Genomic DNA, 25097 nt, shown 5'->3' with positions numbered 1-25097 from the left:
AAGAAAAACTAATTCTAAGCTTGGTTACTATGTCAAGACGAGTCCCCCCATTAAACGCACTTAAAGCTTTTGAAGCCGCGGCACGCCATTTAAGCTTTACTAAAGCAGCGGAAGAGCTGTATGTAACGCAAGCGGCAGTGAGCCATCAAATTAAAACCCTTGAAGAGCATTTAGGCTTAAAATTGTTTTTACGTAAAAATCGCTCGTTATTATTAACCGAAGAAGGCCAAGGCTACTTTTTAGATATTAAAGAGATTTTTACCCAGCTGATAGATGCCACCGAAAAGCTACTTGCTCGCGGTGCAAAAGGCTCGCTTACCGTAAGTTTAACCCCGAGTTTTGCAATTCAGTGGTTGGTACCTCGATTAAGTTTATTTAACGAACTCCACCCCGAAATAGATGTGCGTATAAAAGCGCAAGACCAAGACGAAAACTCGTTAACCGATGATGTAGATATTGCTATTTACTACGGCCGAGGGCACTGGAGTGGGGTTCAAACTTACAAATTGCACACCGAGTATTTAGTGCCGTTATGTAGCCCACTGTTATTAAGCGGGCATAAACCGCTTAATCAACCGAGTGACTTAGCCCAGCACACTTTGTTGCACGATACCACGCGCCGTAACTGGAAAACCTGGATGAAAACGGCGGGTGTACGTAATGTACAAGTGAATCAAGGCCCTATATTTAGCCACTCATCAATGGTGCTCCAAGCCGCGGTGCACGGCCAGGGCGTAGCAATAGGCAATAGTGTGCTTGCCAAACCCGATATTGACGCGGGCCGTTTAGTGATCCCATTTAGCCACAGCTTAGAGAGTAAAAACGCGTATTACTTAGTGATTAGAGAGTCGCAAACAGAGCTGGGTAAAATAGTCTCGTTTAAAGATTGGATGCTGAGCTTAGTTGAACAAGAACAAGAGTATTAATAATGATTGAATGGTTTAAAAGCGCAACGCAGCCGGCTATTGCACAGTTTATATTTGCGCATGGTGCCGGAGCTGGATCAGATTCTGATTTTATGCAGCATATGGCTAAACTCATTAGTGCGCAGGGTATTGATGTAGGTTTATTTGATTTTGAATACATGCAAATTGCTAAACAAACACAAAAACGTAGACCGCCAGAGCGAGCCCCTAAACTGTTAGCTTATTACGAGCAAGTACTAACAAATGCGCAACCTAATTTACCGTTATTTATTGGCGGCAAGTCGATGGGCGGGCGTATGGCGTCTATGCTTGCTTGTAGCTCTACACAACCGATTGCAGGTGTATTAGCGTTTGGCTATCCGTTTCATCCGCCCGGTAAGCCAGATAAGCTGCGCACCGATCATTTTGCAGACATACCTTGCCCGTTTTTAGTCTTACAAGGCGAGCGAGATACCTTTGGCACACGTGAAGAGCTTAAAACGCTTTCTATGCCAAAACAGCCAAGCTATGTGTGGCTTAGCGATGGCGACCATTCACTCAAACCACGCAAAAAAAGTGGTGTGAGCGAGCTGCAAAATCGTGAAACTGCAGCGCTTGAAGCAAGTAAATTTATAGCCAATAGAGTGGAGCAATTATGATTAAATTATTTTTACTCACGGGCAGCTTTTTTTGCATGCTGTCGGTTATGTTAGGGGCATTTGCCGCGCATGGCTTAAAAAGCCGTTTAACTGAGTATTCACTCGGGGTATTTAAAATCGCAGCTGAGTATCAAATGGTGCATGGTTTAGCGCTTATAGCCGTGGCGATTCTTATTAAGTGGGGTATTAATTTAACCGTGGCGGGAGGTTTTTTTATTGCCGGTACACTGCTTTTTAGTGGCAGTTTATATTTACTAGCCCTAAGCGGCATGAAGTGGTTAGGCCCAATAACCCCATTAGGTGGGTTATGTTTTATAATTGGTTGGGTTGTTATTTTAGTGCAAGTTGCACGATTTAAGTTTTAAAGAGTTTAAGGGTTAATATGTCTAGTGTTGTGATTTATTGTCGTAGTGGTTTTGAAAACGATGCGGCTGCTGAAATAACGTTTCATGCTGCCGAGCAAGGTTTTGCCGGCTATGTAAAAGCCAAACCAAATACCGGCTACGTGATTTATGAATGTTTTGAAGCGCAACACAGCGACGAAATAATCAAAAAGGTCGACTTTAAAAATATGGTATTTGCGCGCCAGTGGTTTGCTGGCACGTTAATCGAAAATATGCCGGTAGAAGATAGGGTCACTGCATTAAAAGAAGCCGCAAAGGATTTTCCTTTGTGTAGTGAATTGCGCGTAGAAACCCCCGATACTAACGAAGGCAAAGAGCTGCTTACCTTTTGTAAAAAAATATCAACGCCGTTAAAAAAAGCACTCGAAAAACAAAACACGGTATTACGTGAGCCAAAGGCAAACCGCCCGGTAATGCATGTACTATTTTTAGCAAACAATGCCGCATATGTAGGGTATTCGTATAGTTATAATAATTCGCCGTTTTTTATGGGCATTTTACGTTTACGTATGCCCAGTGACGGACCGAGCCGCTCAACGTTAAAACTTGACGAAGCCTTTAATGTTTTTATCCCTGAAAAAGAGCGAGAAGCGCGAGTACAACCAGGCATGCGAGGGGTTGATTTAGGCGCTTGCCCAGGCGGTTGGACCTATCAATTAGTACGCAGAGGCATGTTTGTTAGCGCAATAGATAATGGCCCAATGAACGATAGTTTGATGGAAACAGGCCAAGTTAAACACTTTAGAGCCGATGGTTTTAAATACCGCCCAGAAAAAAGAAATATTAACTGGTTAGTGTGCGATATGGTGGAAAAACCAACCAAAGTGACTAATCTAATGATTGACTGGGCAGTAAACGCATACGCCAAAGAGCTGATATTTAATTTAAAGCTGCCTATGAAAAAACGCTTTGATAGTGTTTATGAATGCCTAACGATGATCAAAGAAGAGCTTACTAAGTACGGTATAACCTATGAGTTGCAAGCTAAGCATTTGTATCATGATCGTGAGGAAATCACCGTTCATTTAAACGTTGTTAAGGTGCCCCAAAATTTGTATAGCTAAATCATTGAGGCATAAAAGTGGTATTAAATAATGTTTATAAATGGCTAGGATTACTTTTTTTATCACTTTTAATAGCCGGTTGCGGCGGTGGCAGCGATAGTGATGCCACCGATAGTGGCTCAACTGGCAATACCGCCCCTACTGTGAGTGTTGATGTAAGCAGCAGCGTTATTGTTGCTAACCAAACCTTTACTATTACGGCTCAGGCAAGCGATAGTGACGGGCAGGTGTCTAGTTATCAATGGCAGCAGCTGTCGGGGCCTGAATTTACCTTTACTGCCAATGGCAACATACTCACAGCAACGGCCCCCAGTGTAGAGAGCGACACTGATTTTAGTTTTTCGGTGCTAGTAACCGATAATGACGGCGCAACTACAGAGCAAGTGTTTTCTGGGACTATCACGGTTCAAAACACCCCTCCCACAGTTAATATTACAGGCCCAAGCAGTGCACTGGCTAATACCCAAGTGAGTTTAATTGCTAATGCACAAGACATAGATGGCACAATCAGCGCCATAGTGTGGGTACAATCTGCTGGCTCCTCCATCGAATTTAGCCAAATTGACGGTGAATTAAGCTTTACCGCCCCAAATGTAAGTGAAAATGAAACACTTGGTTTTAGTGTTACTGTAACCGACAATGCCGGGGGCACTGTACAAAGCAGTGCGACGGTACTTATTACGCAATTAAATAGCGCACCTAGTGTTACCTTAGCTGGGCCTGACGAGGCAATGCAAAATGAGTCAGTGACAATAACAGCTACAGCGCAGGACAGCGATGGCACCATTAGCGAGCTAAGCTGGCAGCAAACAAACGGCCCCGTGGTCGAATTTACGCAAACCGACTCCAGCATTACGTTTAATGCCCCAACGGTTGCTCAAAATACCAATATTACCTTTTTAGCCACCGTTAGAGATAACGACGATGCAACTAATAGCGCCCAAAAAACGGTGATTGTGGTGCCGCCTAACAATCCGCCTGTGGCAGACGATGTAACCGTTGAGGTGCAATATAACTTAAGTGCTGAATTTAATTTGACGGTAAATGATGCCGATGGCGATACGGTACAAATTACTTTTCCAGATGACCTAGAAGGGGCGCAGGTGAGCGTTATTGATGCCCAAGCGCTGCGCTTTAGCTATACACCGCCTGTAAATAGTATTTCTGCAAAAAGCTATACACTGACCGCCAGTGATGGTGAAGACAGCACTAACTTTTTACTTAATACGACAATTATTGATACCAGCGCTGCAACGGTGACAGAAATAACGCCTAATGGAGCAGATGAACCGGTATTGGTTGACACCCCCATTAGTATTACGTTTTCAGATGTGATGCTGAGCAGTTCGTTAACCGTAAATAGTAGCGCGGGGAGCTGCGAAGGCAGTGTTCAGGTATCAAGTGATGATTTTGCAAGCTGCGTTGCACTTATTGTAGAGAGCGTATCTGGTGCGCCTGATGAGACGAGTGACTATTTTAAAAACGTTAACTTAAGCGCTGATTTTTCAGAAAACACGCTTTACAAAGTGCGTGTAAATGACCAATTAGTTAATTTTTCTGGTACTGCTGCGACAGCAGGCCAAGTGAGTGAATTTACCACCTCAACCCAAGATTTAAAAATAACCGAACTCATATCGGTGCAATTTACTAATGATACGCCCTGGGTAGAGATTTATAACGGCACAGGAGAGGCTGTTAATTTACAAAACTATTCATTAAAAACGCGCGCAATTAATATGCTTGATAGCTCAGTGAGCGCAGAGCAAGTATTTACATTACCCAACAAAGTATTAGAAAACGGCAGTTATATTTTACTGCAAAGTCGTTTTGGTGATGAGTTTTTAGCAAGTGCGGCACTTAATAACCCTAAAATTGTGCTGGTGGGTAACCAAAGCGATGCGCTACGTCCTTACTGGTATATAAATGGCTTTGCAGAGTTATTAAATAGCGCCGCCACACAAACAATCGACTTTGTTAAATTTGGTAATTCTACCCAGCAACCGGTTAGTGCCACGCAATGGCAAGGCGATAACGCACCACAAATGCAGGCCGAACAAGGCTCAAGCTTAAAACGTGCGCTTAATGCAACAGATACTAATCAAGCAAGTGATTGGGTTTACTCTGTGTTTAATACGCCGGCAGGTCAAAATGATATTAGCTGTGATACCGATACAGATTTAGATGGGATCCCTGATTGCAGTGAGCAAGAAGGCGCAACGTTTGGCGGGCTGCCTTTATATGAATGGGGCGCACGGGTAAATCAAAAAGATATATTTATAGAAATTGATTATATGGATAGTACCGATATAGGTATTACGCCACAGCGTACAGCATTAGAAAAAGTAGTGAGCGTATTTGCAAGTAACGGTTACACAGTGCATTTTGATGTAGGCGATTTGTTTGACCAAAGCACGGGTATTTCCACCGCTAACTTTGATTTAGGAGGCGGTACAACCGTACCGTTTAACAGCTACACGCCCTTTGAATATGACCAAGGTACCGCTAATTTATTTGCCTATAAAATGGAATATGCCGATACAACGCGCCGCCCAATTTTTCATTATTTATTAATGGCAAACAGTGGTAACGAAGATGGCAGCATTAGTGGCTCAGGTATTGCTGAAATAAATGGTAATGACCTAATGCTGACTATGGGCGGATGGGGATTATCTGTTGATGAGCAAACATCACAAAATGTGACGAACAATTACCAAGCGTCTACTATTTTTCATGAGTTGGGGCATAATTTAGGGCTTTATCATGGCGGCGACGAAGAAGTGAACTTTAAGCCAAATCATTTAAGCTCTATGAATTATCTATATCAATTAACGGGGCTTGCAAGCATAGGTAATAACGAAGGTGATCGTTATTACGACCGGTTTTATACCAACAACATTAACTGCGACCTTGTGCCAAATACCAATAATCAAACAGGATCAACGGATGATTTTATCATTGATTATTCAAACGGCAGCGCTGCAAATATAAATGAAAGTGCTATTGATGAAAGCGCAGGATTAAATAGGCCTGGCTCTGAGGCGGTCGATTATAATTGTAATGCAATTTTAGGCGATACATTAACTAACTTTGATGCAAACCAAGACTCGCAAATTACTGTATTAACGGATACCGATGAGTGGAGCATGATTAACTTACAGTTTTACTCACAAAGTGCAGGTAACCGATTTGGTGTGGCAAATACGATGAGCCATAAGCTGTATCAACAGCAGCGTGCTCAAGCTGTTTCTACTTCATTGCCTAGCTATATAAAAGAAGCAGCGCCAAGCGAGGCTATAATCAACCAAATTAAAGCAATTAAAGAGCGCTAAATGAGCTACCGATTTATAAAAGCTGCACTTTTACAAGGAGCTATTATTTTTTTAGTTGCTGCCTGTAGCCAAGGCGCTATTAATAAAGCCAGTAGTAGCCATAGTAGTGAATGGTTACTAACTGATGCGCTTTATTATAATAACAAGCCAGTAAATTGGCAGCAAAGGCGTGTAAACGGGTGCAGCACGTGTTTAATACAAAACGACTCTGTACTACAGCCCGAGGGCATAACGCGTTTTAATACGCTTTATAAAGATGGGGAGTGGGTTGCAGTACAGGAGCAAAGCAGTTTAAATGTTATAAGGTTAAAACTGCCTTTGCACACCCCCTATTTGTATGTTGAGCAATTAGCAAACGGTGAACTTAAACTGTTTAATCAGCAACACACTTATAAAACTAAAATAGGCGAAGTCATTAATATTACTTTTAAAAAGCAGTTATTCTCGATAGTGATCACAGCGTTTACTTTACAAGATGAAAAAAATGCAGCACTGCCAAGGCGCGCTAGACTAAATTACACTGCACTTAAGTTGATATAGATAAAATAAAAGCACCAAAAGGTGCTTTTATTATTTTCCGTAGTGTTATTTAGCCCGCTCGGTATTTAGAGCGATAATTATCTACCCACAAACGAGTAGCGCCACACACAGCAACGGGCATAACAATTAGGTTAATAAATGGGATTGCAGTGAGCAGCATAACAGCAAAGCCAAAGCCATAAGATAAACCTTGTTTAGACTTTAAATCGTCTTTCATTTGTTTAAAGCCTACTTTATGGTTATCGAAGGCAAAATCTTTGTATTGCACAGCATACATCCAACATGTAAATAAAACCCATAACACTTGTCCAATAACGGGTAAAATCCACAGCAAAATAAAAAAGCCAATAGCGCGGGGTAAGTAATAGCAAAGCTTTGTCCACTCTCTGCCTACCATGCGTGGAATGTCTTTTACTAAATCAGCAAAACCGTCGTCATTTATTTTTTGACCCGTTAAATAAAGCTCTACTTTTTCGCTGAGTAGTCCGTTAAAAGGGGCCGCAATAAAGTTAGTTATTACCGTAAATAGCATGCTGTAGCTAAATAGCACTACAAGCACGGCAATGGGCCACATTAACCATTCAAGCCAGCTTAGCCACTCAGGTAACATGTTGTTTATATAATTAAAGCTGTCGCTTAACCAACCAAATAAAAAGAATAATGAACTACCAAACAATAAAATATTAAGTAAAAGTGGAATAAGCACAAAGCGCTTAAGGCCTTTTTGGCTAATTAATTTAAAGCCTGAAAAAAAATATTCCATACCTTGTATGATCTGCACAGTAACCTCAAAAAAGACTCATATCTGCATGCAGTATAATTAGACTGATAATTTTGAACAGCCTTTTTAAGTAACAAAGTGTTAAACCTGCAAAATTTTTAAAAAGTTTTAGAGTGTGTTGGCTGGATTGTTTTTGTTATGGATGTTTATTTTTTGTTGCAAAATAATGTAGGCTTAACGCATACTAAAGTTGTTTTTTACCTATTTTATTAAAAAACAATTTCCATAATCGTAATAATAAAACTCGCGCTGTAAGTTTATTAACTATACTCATTTTAAATATATGAACTAAGAGCAGGAATTTGTTGATGCACTGCACTTTTTTAAAGTGCGTAGCAACATAAAAGTACCTAGATGCATGGTGAAGTATGAATACTGCAAAACTAAAACAATTGTTATCTCACCAGCAGGATATATTATCTAAAATCGCGTTAGGCATTGCCTTAGACGATGTTTTACAAGATATTTGTTTAGCTATAGAGCAAGTTATTGAAGACAGCTCTGCAAGATGCTCAATACTGTCTTTAACAGGTAATCAGTTATTTCATCGTGCTGCCCCAAATATTGACGATGAATATTTAAAGGCCATTAATGGTGTGTTTATAGGCCCTAATGTAGGGTCTTGTGGCACCGCAGCCTATAAAAATGAGCGAGTTATTGCGCAAAATATTGACCTTTCGCCCTTGTGGGAAGATTACAAAGATTTAGCGCACAGGTACGGTTTATATTCTTGTTGGTCAACCCCGGTTATTTCAACCACCAATGAAATATTAGGCACTTTTGCTATTTACCACGGCACCCCTAAAGCACCTACACAGCAAGATTTAGAACTCATTGACTATTTTGTACATTTTTCTAGCATAGCACTAGAAAAAAACGCAGAGTCGCTCAAAGCTAGGCAGCTAGTGGCAGACCTGCAAAAAAGTAATGAAAAATTTAAAGCATTTACGCAAGTGATGCCCGATCTTATTTTGATTTTGAACGAAGAGGGCGTCTATACCGATATTTACGGTACCTCGAGTGACTTATTACTTGAATCGCCTACCGACTTAATTGGTCAAAATGTGCAAGACTTGTTCCCAGTTAAAGATGCCGACATGATCATGGGGATTATTAAAAAAACCATTCGCACCAATGAAATGCAAATATTTGAGTACGATTTAGCCGTGCCCAAAGGCCACATAACCTTTGAAGGAAGAGCGGCTGCACTTACTAACTACCAGCCAGAAAAACCAGAACTTAAGCACGTAGTGTGGATGGCAAGAGATGTAACCCTTCGCAAAAAAGCCGAGCAAGAAGTTCAACGGCTTGCGTTTTTTGATCCACTAACAGGGCTTCCCAACAGACGAATGCTCAGCGACAGCCTAGCAAAGTGTGTAGAGCGTATTAAACGCACCAAAAAAACGGGCGCATTGTTGTTTTTAGATGTTGATAACTTTAAAAGAATAAATGATTCATTAGGCCACGGCGCCGGAGATCAAGTATTAATAGAATTAGCAAAACGCTTAGGTGGCGTAATACGATCATCTGATACTTTAGCTAGAGTGGGCGGTGATGAATTTATTATTTTACTCGAATACATTGGCGAGCATAATCACCAAGCTTGTATTGAATCCGAAATAGTCGCTAAAAAAGTACAAGGCGTGTTTAATGATAAGTTTGCAATAGGGGAGCTGGCATTTCAAGTTAGCTGCAGTATAGGTATTTGCTTAATTAACGAAGAGCACACAGCCACCGATAACATATTAAAATTTGCAGATACAGCTATGTACCGCTCTAAGGCAAAAGGTGGCAATAGCTGCAGCTTTTATGACCCTAAACTGCAAACTTTACTCGAAAACCAAGCCGAATTAGAAACGGATATTGTAAGAGCAATCGCTAATAACGAATTTTGTGCGTATTTTCAGCCGCAAATTAGTATGCAAGGGAAGATAATAGGTGCAGAAGCCCTGATAAGGTGGATACACCCTAATAAAGGGGTTATTGCGCCTAATCAGTTTATTCCTATTGCAGAGCAATATGGCCTGATTCAAAAACTGCAAAACATAGTGCTTCGCAATATATGCCGCCTTATTAATCAACTTAATGAAAAAAACATGATAGATGAGCACTTTAGCGTATCTATAAATATTAGTCATATACAGTTTAATTCTGCACAGCTTACCCGTGAGCTCTGCTCTACAATTAAAGAGTTCAACATAAAACCGCAGCATATTAAACTTGAGATCACCGAAACCATGCTATCGGGCGATATTGACAGCACAATAAAGCAAATGACGGAGCTACAAGAACAAGGTTTTGTGTTTTCTATAGACGACTTTGGTACAGGGTATTCCTGTTTAGCCCATTTAAATGCGTTCCCCGTGCAGGAAATAAAAATTGATAAAAGCTTTATCGATAAGATTTTAGATAAAGGCAAAGGCTTTAATATTGTTAATACGATTATAAGCCTGGGCAAAAGTTTAGACATTACCGTTGTTGCTGAAGGTGTAGAGCAAGAGGCGCAATTTGAGTTACTAAACTTGCTCAATGCAGATTGTATACAAGGCTATTTAGTCGCAAAACCTATGAATGCCAGTAACTATATTAAGTGGCATGCCCATCAATTAAAAAAGCAAAGCCTAAGTGCTTAGCAGGCTGTGCGTTGTTTTTGTAAATTAAGCTAACGTTTTAATAAAGCTATTTTTACCTTATTAAAACATTTTGTTTAAACAACACTAGGAACACGCGTATTAAGTATATATTATGAAGCCACTATAACGATTCAAAATAATAAAATGGACGACAAGAGATGCAGTTAGTCGAATTAACCCCTAAGGATCCTGATGTAGTTAATGTGTTTGCAGATATAGATAGACTGATAAACTCCTTATACCCCGTGGCTACAGCCCAATCTCTCAAATTAGAAGAATTAAGCAAAGACAACGTTTACGCAATTGGTTTAAAAAACGAAGATGGCATTATTGCCTGTGGTGCTATTGTTAAGCAAAATGACGGCGCGCTATATGGCGAAATAAGGCGTTTATACGTAAAACCAAGTTACCGTGGTAGAGGTTTTTCAAGACGCATAATGCAAAACCTCCTGCATTACGCCGGCGAAACAAAAATTCCACTTATCCGATTAGAAACAGGCCCAAAGCAAACCGAATCAATTAGTTTATATGAAGATTTAGGTTTTGCGCGCTGTGCAAGCTTTGGCTCGTATCAAGATAACCCACAAAGTGTATTTATGGAGCTTGCCCTGAGCCCTGAGCCAGAATAAATAAGCTATTTACTACTGTGTGCCTATAGCTGACTCTGTAGGCGCAAAAAATACTTCACTGTTTTTCACTGCTATCTTCGTATAAAATTCGCCACGTATATTTAATACCTGTGCACAGTAATACTTAATGATTTTAAGAGGCAAAACCTGGCTATAAACAAGCTTTTTTGCTTCAAAATAAATTACTTGATTAAGCAAACGGGTATAAACCTTTATTTAGCACTTCATAAGTGAGAATTTTATCTTTTTTAAAAGTAGCCCAAAACCAATGAGCGATTTAACAGTAGTAACCCACAGTGGTAATTTCCATGCCGATGACGTGTTTAGTATTGCGGTACTTAAGCATGTATTGCCTGCCTTTAACTTGGTACGAACCCGCGATAAAGCAGTAATAGAAAGTGCCGATATTGTTGTTGATGTAGGTGGCGAATACAACCCTGACACAGGACGCTTTGATCACCACCAACGCGGCGGCGCAGGCGAGCGCGAAAATGGCACGCCATACTCGTCATTTGGCTTAATTTGGAAAAAGTATGGTTTAGCACTGTGTGATAATAACCAAGCGGTGGCTGATAGAGTTGACGCTGGTTTAGTCTCTACAATTGATGCCATAGATTGTGGTTACGTTAAGGGTGTGGTTGAGGGCATAACGCTTAGCCAAACGCTTTCTATGTTTAATCCAACATGGGAAGAGGAAGGCAACTTTGATGAATGCTTTGATGAAGCCGTTGAGTTTGCAGCGCGTTTATTAACCCGTTTTATTGCCTCAGCAAAAGGAAGCATTAACGCCAAAGATATTGTTGCAAAAGCAATAGAAGAGGCAAAAGATCCCCGCGTGATTATTTTAGAAAAATACACACCATGGAAAAAAACAGTACACCATTTATCAAGCGACGCTTTATTTATGGTTTACCCTTCGCAAAACGGCCAATGGATTATTCAAACTGTACCAGTAGAGCCAGGCTCGTTTGAAGATAGAAAGTCACTGCCTAAAGCGTGGGCCGGTTTATCTGATGAAGAGTTTCAAGCTGAAACAGGCTTAGACGACGCTGTATTTTGCCACAATGGCTTATTTATAGCCGGTACTAAATCGTTCGAAAGTACAATGAAGCTGGCCGACGTGGCCTTAGCTGAGTAACCTGTTTTACATAAATATGGGTAAAAATTTTTTACCCATAATTTGCACTATTTTAGCTAAGTAACTAGTTTGCAGTTACTTAGCTTTATTATGCTCCCGTTATTTAAATCACGTGAGGTTTTATGTTTGAAGTAAAAACTATCGCGCTATTTATTATTACCGCACTGGCAGAAATTATTGGCTGTTACTTACCTTATCTTTGGCTTAAAGAAGATAAATCCATATTCCTTTTAATACCTGCAGCAGTCAGTTTAGCGCTATTCGCGTGGTTGCTTACGTTACACCCAGCAGCCGCTGGACGGGTGTATGCCGCGTATGGCGGTGTGTACATATGCGTGGCTTTACTGTGGTTATGGGCAGTTGATGGCGTAAAGCTTACAATGTGGGATGTAGTGGGCGGGGCGGTTGCCTTACTGGGCATGGCTATTATTATTTTTGCACCTAAAAGCGCTTAAAAAGTACGCCATATTAAAGGTAAAAAACGCCTTACAGGCCACTGTTAACGCATATATCGCGCAATTAAATTGCCAACTACTTTTTTATAAGTAAGCGTTAAAGCTGGATTATCTATTAAGCTTGTTTGTACAACATGCCCGGTATATAAGCCATAAAATTCATACGCAAAAATGCTCGGCTCTTTGTCTTGGCAAAAGTAGCCTTGTGCTTGGCAGTTAACTGCAAGTTTAGTGAGGTAGTTAATCATTTTTAAGTGTTGGTCTTGCATAAACTGCCTTACCAAACAGTTCGGGCTTGCTTTAAATTCTACCGACGCTTTAATGAGCGGGCAACTTGCCTGCTTACCAGGCGATACCGTATCTAAAAAGTTGAGCCATTCAAGCCAACGTTGCTGAAAATTATTTAAATGAATTAACGCATCTTCATCAACAGATATATCAACAACCTGTTTTCTAAACTCTTCTTCGGTGTAGGCCAAAATAGCCACTTGCATATCTTCTTTATTGGCAAAGTGTGAGATCACCCCAGTACGCGACATGTTAGTCACTGCCGCTATTTTTCCTATCGACAAGCTATATAAACCATGTGCAGCCGCATAGGCCATTCCTTTGTACAAAATATTGCGTTTAGTGCTCTCACTTTTTTTCATCGTTAATCCATAAAGCGTGTTATTTGGTCGTACACGTATTGGCTTTTTAAAATGCGCACGTGCCCCAGCTCTTGTGTGGCCACAAGTGTTGCGGGTGTGTTCTCAGTTAATAATTTTATTGCCTCAAAGCTTGCCACTGAGTCATTTTTATCATGAATAAACAACATGTTTTCGTTAATTTTATTTTTAGAATGATCAGGGTGAAGGTTTTGCCAGCTAATACCATATTTGTCCGACACTTTATTAAGCATATTTTCTAGCATGAGCTCAGAAATACCCACTTGCCTGACCTTAGCAAACATGGCTTCAAATATTTGTGCAGGGGCAGAGATCATCACAATTTTTTTATTCTCTAAATAATGAGGCGCTAAGTTTAACAAAGCAACACCGCCCATAGAGTGTGTAACGACTCTATTAATTGTAATATTTTGCCCATTAAAGTACTCAAAAGCCGCTGTTAGCCCCTGCATGTACCCGTATAAGTGCGAGGTATTGCCGTGCGAATAGCCATGGCCTATGTGATCAATTGAGTAAACATTAAAGCCTTTTTCAAGTAGTTCATCTATTAAAGCAGTAAACCGATTAGTGCTATCGGCCCAGCCATGAGATAAAAATACCGTTTTAGTGTTTTCGGCTTGGCTAAAATAGTACAGGTTTACAGCGCCAAGCTCGGTAGTAAGTTTAATATTAATTGGCTGTATACATGTTCTAAATTCGTATTGGCGTCGGCTATGCGGGTTACAAAATACCTTCATGGCAAGGCGGGCACTGAGTTTAGGAAATGTTTTGGTCAGACCAAAAGTGGCAGCCTTTGTTATTTTAGAAAATTTAGGTGGCTTGTTTTGATTAAAATAAATTTGTTTCATGTTTATACCAAATAAGTACAGTTGTTCTATTTTATCTTAAATAAGTACAACTGTACTTATTTTTTTAGCCGCATAACCAGCTTGCTTTACTAAAGGCGGTTAGCTGTAAAAGCTAAGGTGTAGGGGTTTTTTCTCTCAACACTAAAAATCACTCGTTACGAGTAAAAATACTTGTTGGACTTAAAAGTCTATTTTTCTTTTAATGCGCGCAACTAGCCAAACCGGCATTCATTAAATACAAGAGAAAGATAAATGAAAGAGACAACATCACTAGAACAAGCTCGCACGAGTTACAATGTTCGTCATTGGAGCCAAGGTTTTTTTGGTATTAATGATCAAGGTGATGTGTATGTTGCCCCAAAGGCTCACGCCCCAGAGCAAACTATTGCACTTACAGATATAGCAAAACAACTTCAAGAAAAAGGCTTAAGCTTACCGGCTTTAGTGCGCTTTCCACAAATTTTACATCATCGTGTGCACAGTTTATGTGGCGCATTTAATACCGCGATTGAAAACTATGGTTACCCAAAAGATTACTTATTAGTTTACCCAATTAAAGTAAACCAACAACGCGAAGTGGTTGAAGAAATAGTAGCAAGCCAAGCCGAATTAGAAAAAAAACAATTAGGCCTTGAGGCGGGCAGCAAACCAGAGCTTTTAACTGTTTTGGCAATGGCAGAAAAAACCAGTGCAGTGATTGTATGTAATGGCTACAAAGATAAAGAATATGTGCGCTTAGCACTGATAGGCGAAAAGCTAGGCCACAGAGTATACATAGTGCTTGAAAAACTCTCTGAGCTCGACATGGTACTTAGCCAAGCAAAAGCGCTAAATGTTAAACCACGTATTGGTATTCGCGTTCGTTTAGCTTCGCAAGGCAAAGGTAAATGGCAAGCAAGTGGCGGCGAAAAATCTAAATTTGGTTTATCTGCGTCGCAAGTACTGCATGTAGTAAACCGTTTAAAAGACGCAGGCCAGCTTGATTTAATGCAACTTGTGCATTTTCACTTAGGCTCGCAAATGGCAAACATTCGTGATGTGCGTTTAGGTGTAAGCGAGGCCGCACGTTTTTACTGTGAGCTACGCAAATTAGGTGCAATCATTGAGTGCTTAGATGTAGGGGGCGGTTTAGCTATTGATTACGATGGTACCCGCAGCCAATCACATAATTCAATGAACTACAGTTTAGCTGAGTATGCAAATAATATTGTGTACACCATAGGTGATACTTGTAAGCAGTATGCACAGCCCATGCCGACGATTATTTCTGAGTCGGGGCGTGCACTAACGGCGCACCATGCAGTACTTATCTCAAATGTTATTGGTACTGAAAGTTACACGCCAGAAGAGTTAGTAGCGCCAGCAGCAGATGCACCGCTTTTATTAAATAATATGTGGGCATCGTTTGTGCAGTTAACCGATTTAACGGATGATCGCGCACTAATTGAAATTTACCACGACAGCCAAGGGGATTTAGCGGAGGCGCATAACCAGTTTGCACTTGGGCTTTTAGATTTAACGCAGCGTGCGTGGGCAGAGCAAGTTAACTTACGTATTTGTTATGAGCTTAACAAACACATGGATAACAAAAACCGTTTTCATCGCCCGATTATTGACGAGTTGAACGCACGTTTAGCCGATAAGTTTTTTGTAAACTTTTCGCTTTTTCAATCATTGCCTGATGCGTGGGGGATTGATCAAGTGTTTCCGGTATTGCCATTAAGTGGCTTAACCGAAGCACCAAAAAAACGTGCTGTATTACTTGATATAACCTGTGATTCAGACGGCGCGCTTGAGCACTATGTTGATGGCCAAGGCATTGAAAGCACATTACCCGTGCCTGAGTACAGTGCTGATAAACCTTACTTAATGGGCTTTTTCTTAGTGGGTGCGTACCAAGAAATTTTAGGTGATATGCACAATTTATTTGGCGATACGCACAGCGCTATTATCAATATGGATGAGCAAGGCGTTGCCAGTATTAGTGAAATAAACCAAGGCGATACCGTAGCCGATATGATGCGCTATGTACATTTAGATGTTGAGAGCTTTCAACATTCGTACGCGCAGTTAGTGTCTGCAAAAATAGATAAAAATGAACAGCAAAGCGTTTTAGACGAGTTGCAAAGCGGCCTTAATGGCTACACTTATTTAGAAGAGTTATAAGCAATGTCTAGCTTGTTTGGTCATGTTGACCACTCATTGTATTCAAACGGGATGACGTTTTTACGTCGTCCTATGGTGCAAAACATTAATGCCATTGATGCAGATGTCGTTGTACTAGGCTTACCCTTTGACTTAGCAACTTCGGGTCGCCCCGGTGCTCGCTTAGGGCCCGATGCCATTCGCCGTGCGTCGGTACATTTAGCCTGGGAAGACACTAAATACCCGTGGACATTTCCTTTGTTTGAGCGTTTAACGGTTGCTGATGCGGGGGACTTTACTTATCCGGTAGGCGATCCTGAATATTTTACGGCACAGCTAGAAATGGCTGCAGAGCAAATACTTCGCCAAGGGGCAACGCTGTTAGGCCTTGGTGGCGATCACTTTGTAACGCTTCCGCTATTGCGCGCGCATGCAAAGATACATGGCAAAATGGCACTGGTTCACTTTGATGCGCACACTGATACATACAGCAATGGCTCGCGCTTTGATCACGGCACTATGTTTTATCATGCACCCATGGAAGGGCTGATTGATGTAGAGCACAGTATCCAAATTGGTATTCGTACCGACTTTGACCAATCAAAGCATGAGTTTGCAGTGATTGATGCAATGCAAGCTAACGATTTGCACGCTAATGAAATAGCAGCGCAAGTACGCGAGCGAGTAGGCGACTTACCCGTTTACTTAACATTTGATATAGATTGCTTAGACCCTGCATTTGCACCAGGTACAGGCACACCTGTATGCGGTGGTTTAACATCTGATAAAGTGCTTAAAATACTGCGCGCACTCAAAGGCATAAATATGGTCGGAATGGATGTGGTAGAGGTATCACCGTCGTACGACCAAAGTGAGCTTACCGCGATTGCTGCAGCAACAATTGCCAGTGAATTATTGCACCTGTGGACACATAAAAATAAGTATTAACGCTATAAGTTAAGCACTACAAAAAAGGTATGCGCAGGCATACCTTTTTTATTTTAGAGGTGTCGATTATTTTGCAGCTTAATTTCTTTTAACCAAATAAAACTTAACCCAATAAGCGGCAGGTTAGTGGTTACTGGGTTAAATGCTTCAATGAGTAATGGTGGCTGCATTACTACAACCGCTAACAAAAGCCCTAAAAGCGCTAAAATATTTAAAATAACGAGGTGCTTATTTTTATAAAACACTAATAAGCACACGCCAAATATAATTTCGCCAATACCCGCCGAACGTGTAATTAAGTCAGACACTTCTGCTGAAAAACCCGCACTGCCAGTCATTAGTTTTTCAAGCGGGGCAATATGATAAAGCTTTGGAAAAAAGCCGTGAATGATACTAACCCAAATAACTATTTGAACAATTTAACGTACTAAATCAATTACTAACGTCGTTAAAAAATCTCTATTTAGAACCACTAAACACAAAATTTTTTGCCTAGTTACTAAATGATTTATTTATCGTTAAAATAGCTCCTATAGTTAATCGAATTAGTATACCCAACTTAAACTCACTATGTAGCGAGCAATTTGTATATAACCGGGGTTATTTCCTCGCATTGTCTATTCGCTCTTGTGCACTTGGGTGGCTAGATAAATATTCGAGCAAATTATTTACCTTTTCAAGGTGTTCGTTTTCGCTGGTATGCGCGCCTTGTAATGCTTCAATGGCATCGGCAAAGTCGTTGCTTGAATACCCTAAGTTTTCAAGTTGAATGAGTGCATAGCTATCTGCCTCGCGCTCCATATCACGAGAAAACCCTTGCTGTGCAAAAGATGCCCCCGTACCAAGTACCACTTCTGCTATGCCTTCTAAATCACCAAATATAACTGCAAGTACAATGGTACTGGCTGCCGATTGCGCAGTCATGCGTACGCTATGCTGGTGGACTACGTGGCCAATTTCGTGAAGTAATACGGCTTTTAATGCGTTAGGTTTATCAGCTAATAAATTTGCTAACTCATCGGTTACGACAATACGTCCATGGGGCATTGCAAACGCATTCGCTCCAAAGGCCTCTGATTTATAAAACGATAACCTATAAACCGATGGCTCAAGCGAGAGCGCATTAAGCATGGTATTAAAGTGTTGTTGTACTTTAGTTTGTTGCTCATTAGGCAGCTCACTGTCATCAAGCGCGAGCTTTTCAATTAGGGTAAAGCTTTGTTCACCCATTTGCTCTACTACACTGCGCGGCAGGGTATCAACACTGTAAACAGCAATAGCGGGCACAACTTTATAAAGCATTAACCACATAAAAAGCGGTGTAAAAATAACGGCCGCGATAATAGCCCATTTACTTTTTTCAAGGCGCTCTAGTAGGTCATGCTTATTTGCTTTAAAAGGCCAGCGATAATTTACATCAGTAGGAATAAAGCGGCTGCCATCATTAAAATTTAGTTCATCAGCAAGCCCAGCTAGGCCAGAAGTGAGTGTTATATCGCTTATTGCATGGCTTGAAATAAGCTGGTCATCGTAGCTAATCTCAACACAGGTGTCGCTAATACTAGCGACACCTTGCTGGTAATTGCTTGATGCCTTGGGGAAGTAATGTCCCTGTACGTGCATAATAAGCTCTTAGGTTAGCGATAGGTCAATATCAAATACATTGGCTGCTTCTTCAGCAAACGATGACTGCTCTTGTTGCGCGGTATCCACTAAATTTAGCGCACTAGGGTAAATATTAACGGTTGTAACCTCGGCAAGCATTCTCGATGTACGCACTTTGGTCCACGGGTAGGCAAGCCCTAAAGAAAACACAATGGCCAGCATATTGGTTAATAGTAATATGGCAAAAGGAATAGGCTTAAGCTCTGATTTAAATGATGCTACGTCTTCAAATTGACAGTTATCAAAAATATGGTTACGAATAGCCGCAGCCCACACAGCGGTTACTATCGCAATCATAAATACGTAAGCAATCATTAATCCACCAAACATAATGCCCATTTTGGCTGGATCTTGTGCAGCTTGTTGGTTTTCTACATTCATTAAATCAAGCCCAAATAAGCCTAATACAGCCATAAATATCACCATAGTGATAGAGCTCACCACAAAGCAAATAAGGGCGGTTAAGTAGTAGGTTTCACCTTTAAGGTTTACGGTTAATGGCGTGTCACCGTAGCTAATATTGCTATGTATGTACGTGTCGATACGTTTTAAAACATACGGCATTAATAAATAAAGGGTAAAAATACTGGCAATAGGTAAAAGAATAAAGTTAATGAAGGCTTCGCCGTAATCGCCTTTAAATGCAAAGCGTACATTTCGATGACGGGTCATACGCATATTAAAGCGCAGACCTTGGTTAATAATCCACGGCATTAAAAAGATAAAAGCAACCGCAAATAGTAAACCTACAAGAGGAAAAAAGCTGCTACCAAAGGAGTAAATTAAAAATACAATAACCGCTAAAATACGGCCTTTTAAAATTTGCATCGGGGTGGCTAAGTAGTCAAAGCTGTGTCCGTCAATGCGGGTGTGGCCATAAAAGTATCGCATTGTGCGCACTTTTGCCCAAGCCGAGTAAATACCTAAAGTAAGTACGCTCAGTAAAATATTGACTATCCAAATACCAAAAAACTCACCGCCTTTACCGCTAAACTGTACTTTGCCGCTAAAAATAGGGGCAGCAGGTTCACTTACTGCAGGGGTGGTTTCTGGGGGAGTAGGGTGTATTGATTCCATTAAAATTATATCCATGTTGTTTTTTTGTTAATTTACCTAAATTTGGTGCAAAGCTCAATCTTTAATAGCCTTACAGCCTACAATGGCGCTGCTTTTGATATATGTGGTGCTGCACTTTAAATCATCTCTGGTATACTAGGGCGATAATTTTATGGGGCTGTTATGATTTCAAAAAACCAACTCAAGCTTATTCGCCAACTTGGCCAAAAAAAGTACCGAAAGCAATATAATCAATACCTTGTACAAGGTGAAAAAAACGTACTTGAGTTGTTAAACAGCCCATTAAAGGCGGTTGATATATTTGCAACACAGGCGTTTATAAATACTCACCAAAACCAGTTTCCACATGTAGATCTTACGCCAGCAGAAGAAGAGTCGCTGACTAAAGCCAGTACCTTAGTGAGTAATAACGCGGCCATTGCAGTGGTTGATATGCCAAAGGCTGATTTACCTAATAATACCGGCTTAATATTGGCGCTTGATGGAGTTTCTGATCCGGGGAATTTAGGTACTATTATCAGAGTTGCCGATTGGTATGGCATTCAACATATAGTAACAAGTACCGACAGCGCCGATGCTTACAACCCTAAAACAATTAGCGCTACCATGGGTTCGTTTGTCAGAGTATCGGTAAGCCAAGTAGAGCTACCTGAATACTTACAAACATTAAATATGCCTATTTATGGGGCATTTTTAGATGGGCAAAGCGTACATACAACGGACCTTAGCGCAAAGGGTGTATTGCTTATGGGCAGTGAGTCGCATGGCATACGCGAGCAGTGTGCAAAATTAGTAAGCGAAAAAATAACCATACCGGCTTTTGGTGAGGCAGAGTCACTTAATGTGGCAATGGCTACAGGTATTATTTTAGATAACTTTAAACGCCAAGCTTAACTTTTTAACTGTTTATGAGTTAAATTGTTTGTAAGTAATAACAATAATAATCGGTAATAACAATAAGATGCGCTTAAGCACTATTAAATTAGCGGGCTTTAAATCGTTTGTAGAGCCCACTAAAATTCCATTTCCTGATCAAATGACGTGTGTTGTTGGGCCTAACGGCTGTGGCAAATCAAACGTGATTGACGCTGTGCGATGGGTGCTTGGTGAAAGCTCAGCTAAAAACTTGCGTGGCGATGCCATGACCGATGTTATTTTTAATGGCTCAACTAATCGTAAACCTATCTCGCAAGCCTCAGTAGAGCTTATTTTTGATAACACTCAAGGTGATTTACCTAATACATTTGCCGACAGAAACCAAATAGCGATTAAGCGTTTAGTAACACGCGATGGCCAATCGCTGTACTTTTTAAATGGGAGCAAATGCCGTAAGCGCGATATTACCGATATATTTTTAGGCACCGGGCTTGGCCCGCGTAGTTACGCAATTATAGAGCAAGGGATGATCTCGCGTTTAATCGAGAGCAAACCTCAAGAGCTGCGCGTATTTTTAGAAGAAGCCGCGGGTGTGTCTAAATACAAAGAACGCCGCCGCGAAACGCAAACCCGAATTAAAAGTACCCGCGAAAACCTTGAGCGTTTACTTGATGTGCGTAAAGAATTACAAGCGCAACTAGATAAACTGGCTGTGCAGTCGGTTGATGCGAAAAAATACCGCGATTTAAAAGCGCAAGAGCGTACCTTAAAAGGCCAAGTAGCTGTATTAAAATGGCAAAAGCTGCATCAACAACAGCTTGAAAAAAGTGAGCAAATCAAAAAGCTTAATGAGCAAATCGCCTTTTTTAAAACGGCTCACTCAGGCCACGACGATGTACTTGCAAGCCTAGAGGCTCAAGTAAATGCAGAGCAAGATGCGCTTAACGATGCGCAGCATCAGCAACACGTTACCCACACAGAGTTGACCCGCGCCGAACAACAACACATTAATATTAAACAGCAAACGCAAACACTTAAACAAAGTGTGGTTAAGCTTGAGCAGCGAAAGCTGCAAAGTGAAGCGCTAAAAACACAGCAACAAAATGTGTGTGAGCAGTTATCTGTGAGCCACCAAGAGATAAGCGAGTACAGTTTAGAGTGCAGCGAACAAGTTGAAGAGCTTACCCTTACACTTGCAGATTTAGCTGATGAAAAAAATAAGCACACAGCCGTGTGGCAAAGCCTTAACCAACAACAGCACGCGCTTAATAATAAAGTACAGGCGCAGCAAAGTAGTGTTAAGCAAACAGAGCAAGCCTTAGCCCATGTAAACGCACAGCTAAGCCAACTAAATAGCCAAATTGACGATATTAAAAGTAGCCAATTAGAGCAGCAACTAGCCGAGCAACAAAAATACAAACAAACCCTAACTCAAGAGCTTGCCAGTAAGCAAACGGCGCAAACACACTGCACCGCAGCACTTAAAGAGCAAACCGATTTAGTAAATGACGCTGAGCAGCAACATCAGCAAAGCTTACAGCACGTTAATGAGCTAAAAGCTCGCATTGCTGGGCTTAAAAGTAGTTTAGGGATTGAAGATGACAATAAGCAGCACACTTTATTTAATCAATTACAGGTAAAACCAGGGTTTGAACATATAGTTGAACAGGCACTGCAAACGCTTGAGCAACTAAACGTAGCCGATGTGCAAAGCAACAATAGTGTGTGGCCTCACAAAAGTGAAATACCAGTCAATAGCGTTGCGGCGTTGATTACTGAGGGTGTTTATCCAGATTTATTGACCCGCATTGCGTACAGCGAAAACGCCGCACTCGCTGTGTTAAATGATACGTTTTATATTGCGGTTATGGATAAAAGCGGTGCTTTACATGCTCGAAACTGGCACCGTAGCGCAGACAAAAACGCCGAAAACTCACAACTTTTAAAACACACACAGTTAAAGCAAAAAACAGCGAGCTTAGTAGAGGCCGAAAATACCCTCGCAAGGGATTTTGAGAATCTTAATGCGCTAAAAACACAGCAGCAAAAGCTGAGTGATGAGTTAGCGGTACTTAAAAACGCAATTCATCAATTAGCACAAAACATTGCCGTGGCCACTACGCGCAGCGACATGTTAAAAGAGCAAGTAGCACAATTTTTACAGCAACTAGAAAAGTACCAGCAACAAAAGCGTGCATTAACCACTGAGCAATCACAATTTTTAAAAACGCGCGATGAGCACAACAGTGCGCTTGAAGTGTTACATCAACAGCAACGTAATTTAGCTGACGAACTGGCAAGCGCCGACGCCGCTTGCACACGCAGTAATACTGCATACAGCCAAGCTGCAGCTACACTTGAGCAATATAAAACACAAGCACATCAGGCCACGTTAAAAGAGCAAAAAGCACACAGTGAGTGGCAGCTTAGTCAAACAAAGCTTAATCATGCTGAGCAAGAACTCATGAGTGCGCAAGAAGAAGCAAAAGAGCTGCAAGCGCAAATGGAAGCGTTGCTTATACCCGAGCAAGAGCTCACTGAGCAAATAGCACAGCTTTTAATAAAACATCAGCAGGGCGAAGCTAGCTTGGTTGCGTTACAAAAAAAGCTTAACGAGGCAAAGCAAACACTTATAAGTAAACAAGCCAGCCTTAAGCATTCTCAAGGTGAGCTGACAGGTTTGCAAGAACAACATCAAAAGCTAAGCATTGAAGAGCAAAGCCTAATTATAAAAGCGCAGGCAGCACTTGAGCCGCTTGAAGAATTAAAGCAAAGTTTAAACAGTGTTTTAGATACACTGCCTGATTCACTGAGTTTAAATGCAGCGCAAAATCAGATCAGTGGGCTTGTGCATCAATTAGATAAGCTAGGTCCAGTTAATTTAGCCGCAATAGATGAGTTTGAACAAGCTAAAGAGCGCAGTGATTATCTTAATAATCAACTTGAGGATTTAACCAAAGCGCTAAATACGCTTGAAGGGGCGATTCGTAAAATTGACAGCGAAACCAAAACACGCTTTAAAGCTACCTTCGATCAAGTGAACAACGACTTTGCCGAGCTATTTCCAAAAGTATTTGGCGGTGGTAGCGCGTATTTAGAATTAACCAGTGACGATTTACTCGAAAGTGGTGTTAGTATAATGGCACAGCCGCCAGGTAAGAAAAATTCGACAATTCATCTGTTAAGTGGTGGAGAAAAAGCGCTGAGCGCATTATCATTGGTGTTTTCTATATTCAGGCTCAATCCAGCTCCATTCTGTATGCTGGATGAAGTAGATGCGCCGCTTGATGATGCTAACGTGGTGCGCTTTTGCCGTTTGGTTGAAGAAATGTCACAATCGGTGCAGTTTATTTATATTAGTCATAATAAAATTGCGATGGAAATGGCAGGGCGTTTAACTGGCGTTACTATGGCAGAGCCAGGCGTATCACGCATGGTAGCAGTAGATATAGAACAAGCAGTGCAACTTGCACACACATAACAGTTTATTTTAAGCGTATTAGTATTAATTAATACACGGGTTTAGGCATAACAAATAATAAAAGGTGAGGGGATGGCCGAAGAACTAAGATTGGTTTTAATTGTGATCAGTGTACTTGTCATAGGTGGCTTATTAGTACATGGTTTATGGTCAGTTAGAAAAAAAGACAGCCCAGAGGTAGCGCCTTCAGAGCGGGTTGAACCAATGCAAGATACACCTTCGCATACACCAGTTGAACCTAAAGAGCCGGTTGTTGCCCAGCGAGATGAGCCGCAATTTGGTGAGCTAAACTTTGATGCAAACGAGCCGCAAATAGATACTAGCGTGGCGCAAACACCCATTGAAGACGACCTGCAAGTAGTTCAAGAGCCAGAGCTAGAACCAGAGCCAGAGAGCGAAAAAGAAGCGCCAGCAGATGTGTCTGACTTTGTTATTGTGCATATTCAAATGCCTGAGGGGCTAAGCATGCAAGGCAGTAAGTTATTACCTGCAGTAAATACTTTAGGATTTAAATATTCAGAAGAAGGCTTTTTTAATCGCCACATAGACCCTGCAGGGCAAGGTCCAGTGTTATTTAGATTAGTAAATATGTATAACCCAGGTACGTTTGATATTGATAATATGGAACAGTTTAGCACCGCAGGGGTTAGCTTATTTATGACTTTACCTTGTGAAGGCGACGGGCTAGCTGCTTTTAATATGTTACATAGCGCAGCTAAGAAAATTGCCGATGAATTTGGTGCACAAATTTTAGATGCCGAGCGTGAAGAAATGACCGTTGAGCGCGTTCGTCAATATGTTGAGCAGGTTCGTGCATTTTCTGCGTAATTTATACGCACACATTATTTTTAT

21 protein-coding genes are annotated in these 25097 nt (G+C 41.0%); 15 read left to right on the top strand and 6 right to left on the bottom strand.

Annotation, left to right across the window (positions count from 1 at the left end; genetic code table 11):
* The first annotated feature begins 29 nt into the window (after nt 1-29).
* The 6 genes from VOI46_RS10890 to VOI46_RS10865 are packed head-to-tail and all read left to right on the top strand — an operon-like array spanning nt 30 to nt 6901.
* Nucleotides 30-926, top strand: coding sequence for a transcriptional regulator GcvA (locus VOI46_RS10890; protein WP_004588843.1), 897 nt, complete (start codon nt 30-32; stop codon nt 924-926).
* Nucleotides 927-928: 2 nt separating this feature from the next.
* Nucleotides 929-1564 (top strand): alpha/beta family hydrolase, encoded by a 636-nt coding sequence (locus VOI46_RS10885; protein WP_004588844.1) that lies wholly within the window; start codon nt 929-931, stop codon nt 1562-1564.
* Nucleotides 1561-1929: a DUF423 domain-containing protein gene (locus VOI46_RS10880; protein WP_004588845.1), complete on the top strand. Its 369-nt coding sequence runs from the start codon at nt 1561-1563 to the stop codon at nt 1927-1929. Before VOI46_RS10885 ends, VOI46_RS10880 begins: the two co-directional genes overlap by 4 nt.
* Nucleotides 1930-1946: 17 nt before the next feature.
* Nucleotides 1947-3032, top strand: a complete 1086-nt coding sequence (gene rlmM / locus VOI46_RS10875) for a 23S rRNA (cytidine(2498)-2'-O)-methyltransferase RlmM (protein ID WP_004588846.1) — start codon at nt 1947-1949, stop codon at nt 3030-3032.
* Nucleotides 3033-3049: 17 nt separating this feature from the next.
* The gene (locus VOI46_RS10870; protein ID WP_004588847.1) at nt 3050-6361 is read left to right on the top strand and encodes an Ig-like domain-containing protein; all 3312 of its coding nucleotides are present in this window, start codon (nt 3050-3052) and stop codon (nt 6359-6361) included.
* Nucleotides 6362-6901, top strand: coding sequence for a hypothetical protein (locus VOI46_RS10865; RefSeq protein WP_004588848.1), 540 nt, complete (start codon nt 6362-6364; stop codon nt 6899-6901).
* Nucleotides 6902-6950: 49 nt separating this feature from the next.
* Here VOI46_RS10865 and cysZ read toward each other — a convergent pair whose 3' ends face one another.
* A complete protein-coding gene (gene cysZ, locus VOI46_RS10860) occupies nt 6951-7682 on the bottom strand; it encodes a sulfate transporter CysZ (protein WP_024034179.1) in 732 nt (243 codons plus the stop codon).
* Between the two features lie 368 nt (nt 7683-8050).
* On the opposite strand from cysZ, the gene VOI46_RS10855 reads away from it, so the two are divergent.
* The 4 genes from VOI46_RS10855 (at nt 8051) to VOI46_RS10840 (ending at nt 12537) form a co-directional block, all read left to right on the top strand.
* Complete coding sequence (locus tag VOI46_RS10855; RefSeq protein ID WP_004588850.1) at nt 8051-10315, top strand: EAL domain-containing protein; 2265 nt, start codon at nt 8051-8053, stop codon at nt 10313-10315.
* 158 nt (nt 10316-10473) lie between these two features.
* On the top strand, nt 10474-10944 hold the full coding sequence (locus tag VOI46_RS10850) for a GNAT family N-acetyltransferase (RefSeq protein WP_004588851.1): 471 nt from the start codon (nt 10474-10476) through the stop codon (nt 10942-10944).
* Between the two features lie 268 nt (nt 10945-11212).
* Nucleotides 11213-12082 carry an MYG1 family protein gene (locus VOI46_RS10845; RefSeq protein WP_004588853.1) on the top strand — a complete coding sequence of 290 codons (870 nt, stop codon included), beginning with the start codon at nt 11213-11215 and terminating at the stop codon, nt 12080-12082.
* 122 nt (nt 12083-12204) lie between these two features.
* Entirely contained in the window at nt 12205-12537 is a 333-nt protein-coding gene (locus VOI46_RS10840; protein ID WP_004588854.1) for a YnfA family protein, read from the top strand.
* A 44-nt stretch (nt 12538-12581) separates the two neighbouring features.
* Here the strand turns inward: VOI46_RS10840 and VOI46_RS10835 are convergent, their stop codons facing one another.
* Nucleotides 12582-13187, bottom strand: coding sequence for a TetR/AcrR family transcriptional regulator (locus tag VOI46_RS10835; protein ID WP_004588855.1), 606 nt, complete (start codon nt 13185-13187; stop codon nt 12582-12584).
* A gap of 2 nt (nt 13188-13189) precedes the next feature.
* The gene (locus VOI46_RS10830) at nt 13190-14053 is read right to left on the bottom strand and encodes an alpha/beta fold hydrolase (protein WP_004588856.1); all 864 of its coding nucleotides are present in this window, start codon (nt 14051-14053) and stop codon (nt 13190-13192) included.
* Nucleotides 14054-14305: 252 nt separating this feature from the next.
* Between VOI46_RS10830 and speA the strand changes: the two genes are divergently transcribed.
* Together speA and speB are read left to right on the top strand one after the other, a co-directional pair.
* Nucleotides 14306-16219: a biosynthetic arginine decarboxylase gene (gene speA, locus VOI46_RS10825; RefSeq protein ID WP_004588857.1), complete on the top strand. Its 1914-nt coding sequence runs from the start codon at nt 14306-14308 to the stop codon at nt 16217-16219.
* Between the two features lie 3 nt (nt 16220-16222).
* The gene (gene speB, locus VOI46_RS10820; protein WP_004588858.1) at nt 16223-17146 is read left to right on the top strand and encodes an agmatinase; all 924 of its coding nucleotides are present in this window, start codon (nt 16223-16225) and stop codon (nt 17144-17146) included.
* Nucleotides 17147-17199: 53 nt separating this feature from the next.
* Here the strand turns inward: speB and VOI46_RS10815 are convergent, their stop codons facing one another.
* From VOI46_RS10815 to VOI46_RS10805, 3 genes are all read right to left on the bottom strand, one after another.
* Nucleotides 17200-17565: a DoxX-like family protein gene (locus VOI46_RS10815; RefSeq protein ID WP_039972399.1), complete on the bottom strand. Its 366-nt coding sequence runs from the start codon at nt 17563-17565 to the stop codon at nt 17200-17202.
* A 181-nt stretch (nt 17566-17746) separates the two neighbouring features.
* Nucleotides 17747-18769: a M48 family metallopeptidase gene (locus tag VOI46_RS10810; protein WP_282338001.1), complete on the bottom strand. Its 1023-nt coding sequence runs from the start codon at nt 18767-18769 to the stop codon at nt 17747-17749.
* 9 nt (nt 18770-18778) lie between these two features.
* On the bottom strand, nt 18779-19888 hold the full coding sequence (locus VOI46_RS10805; protein WP_039972404.1) for a YjgN family protein: 1110 nt from the start codon (nt 19886-19888) through the stop codon (nt 18779-18781).
* A 162-nt stretch (nt 19889-20050) separates the two neighbouring features.
* On the opposite strand from VOI46_RS10805, the gene VOI46_RS10800 reads away from it, so the two are divergent.
* The 3 genes from VOI46_RS10800 to zipA all read left to right on the top strand — a co-directional run bounded on the left by VOI46_RS10800 (nt 20051) and on the right by zipA (nt 25073).
* Nucleotides 20051-20782: an RNA methyltransferase gene (locus VOI46_RS10800; protein WP_004588862.1), complete on the top strand. Its 732-nt coding sequence runs from the start codon at nt 20051-20053 to the stop codon at nt 20780-20782.
* Between the two features lie 67 nt (nt 20783-20849).
* On the top strand, nt 20850-24245 hold the full coding sequence (locus VOI46_RS10795) for an AAA family ATPase (protein ID WP_004588863.1): 3396 nt from the start codon (nt 20850-20852) through the stop codon (nt 24243-24245).
* Nucleotides 24246-24317: 72 nt separating this feature from the next.
* Nucleotides 24318-25073: a cell division protein ZipA gene (gene zipA / locus VOI46_RS10790; RefSeq protein WP_004588864.1), complete on the top strand. Its 756-nt coding sequence runs from the start codon at nt 24318-24320 to the stop codon at nt 25071-25073.
* The last annotated feature ends 24 nt before the right edge of the window (nt 25074-25097 follow it).

It is taken from the genome of Pseudoalteromonas sp. CuT4-3 (assembly GCF_035666335.1).
Taxonomy (GTDB): domain Bacteria; phylum Pseudomonadota; class Gammaproteobacteria; order Enterobacterales; family Alteromonadaceae; genus Pseudoalteromonas; species Pseudoalteromonas atlantica.
Note: the sequence above shows the minus strand (reverse complement) of the source record. Positions and strands in the feature narration are given on the sequence as shown.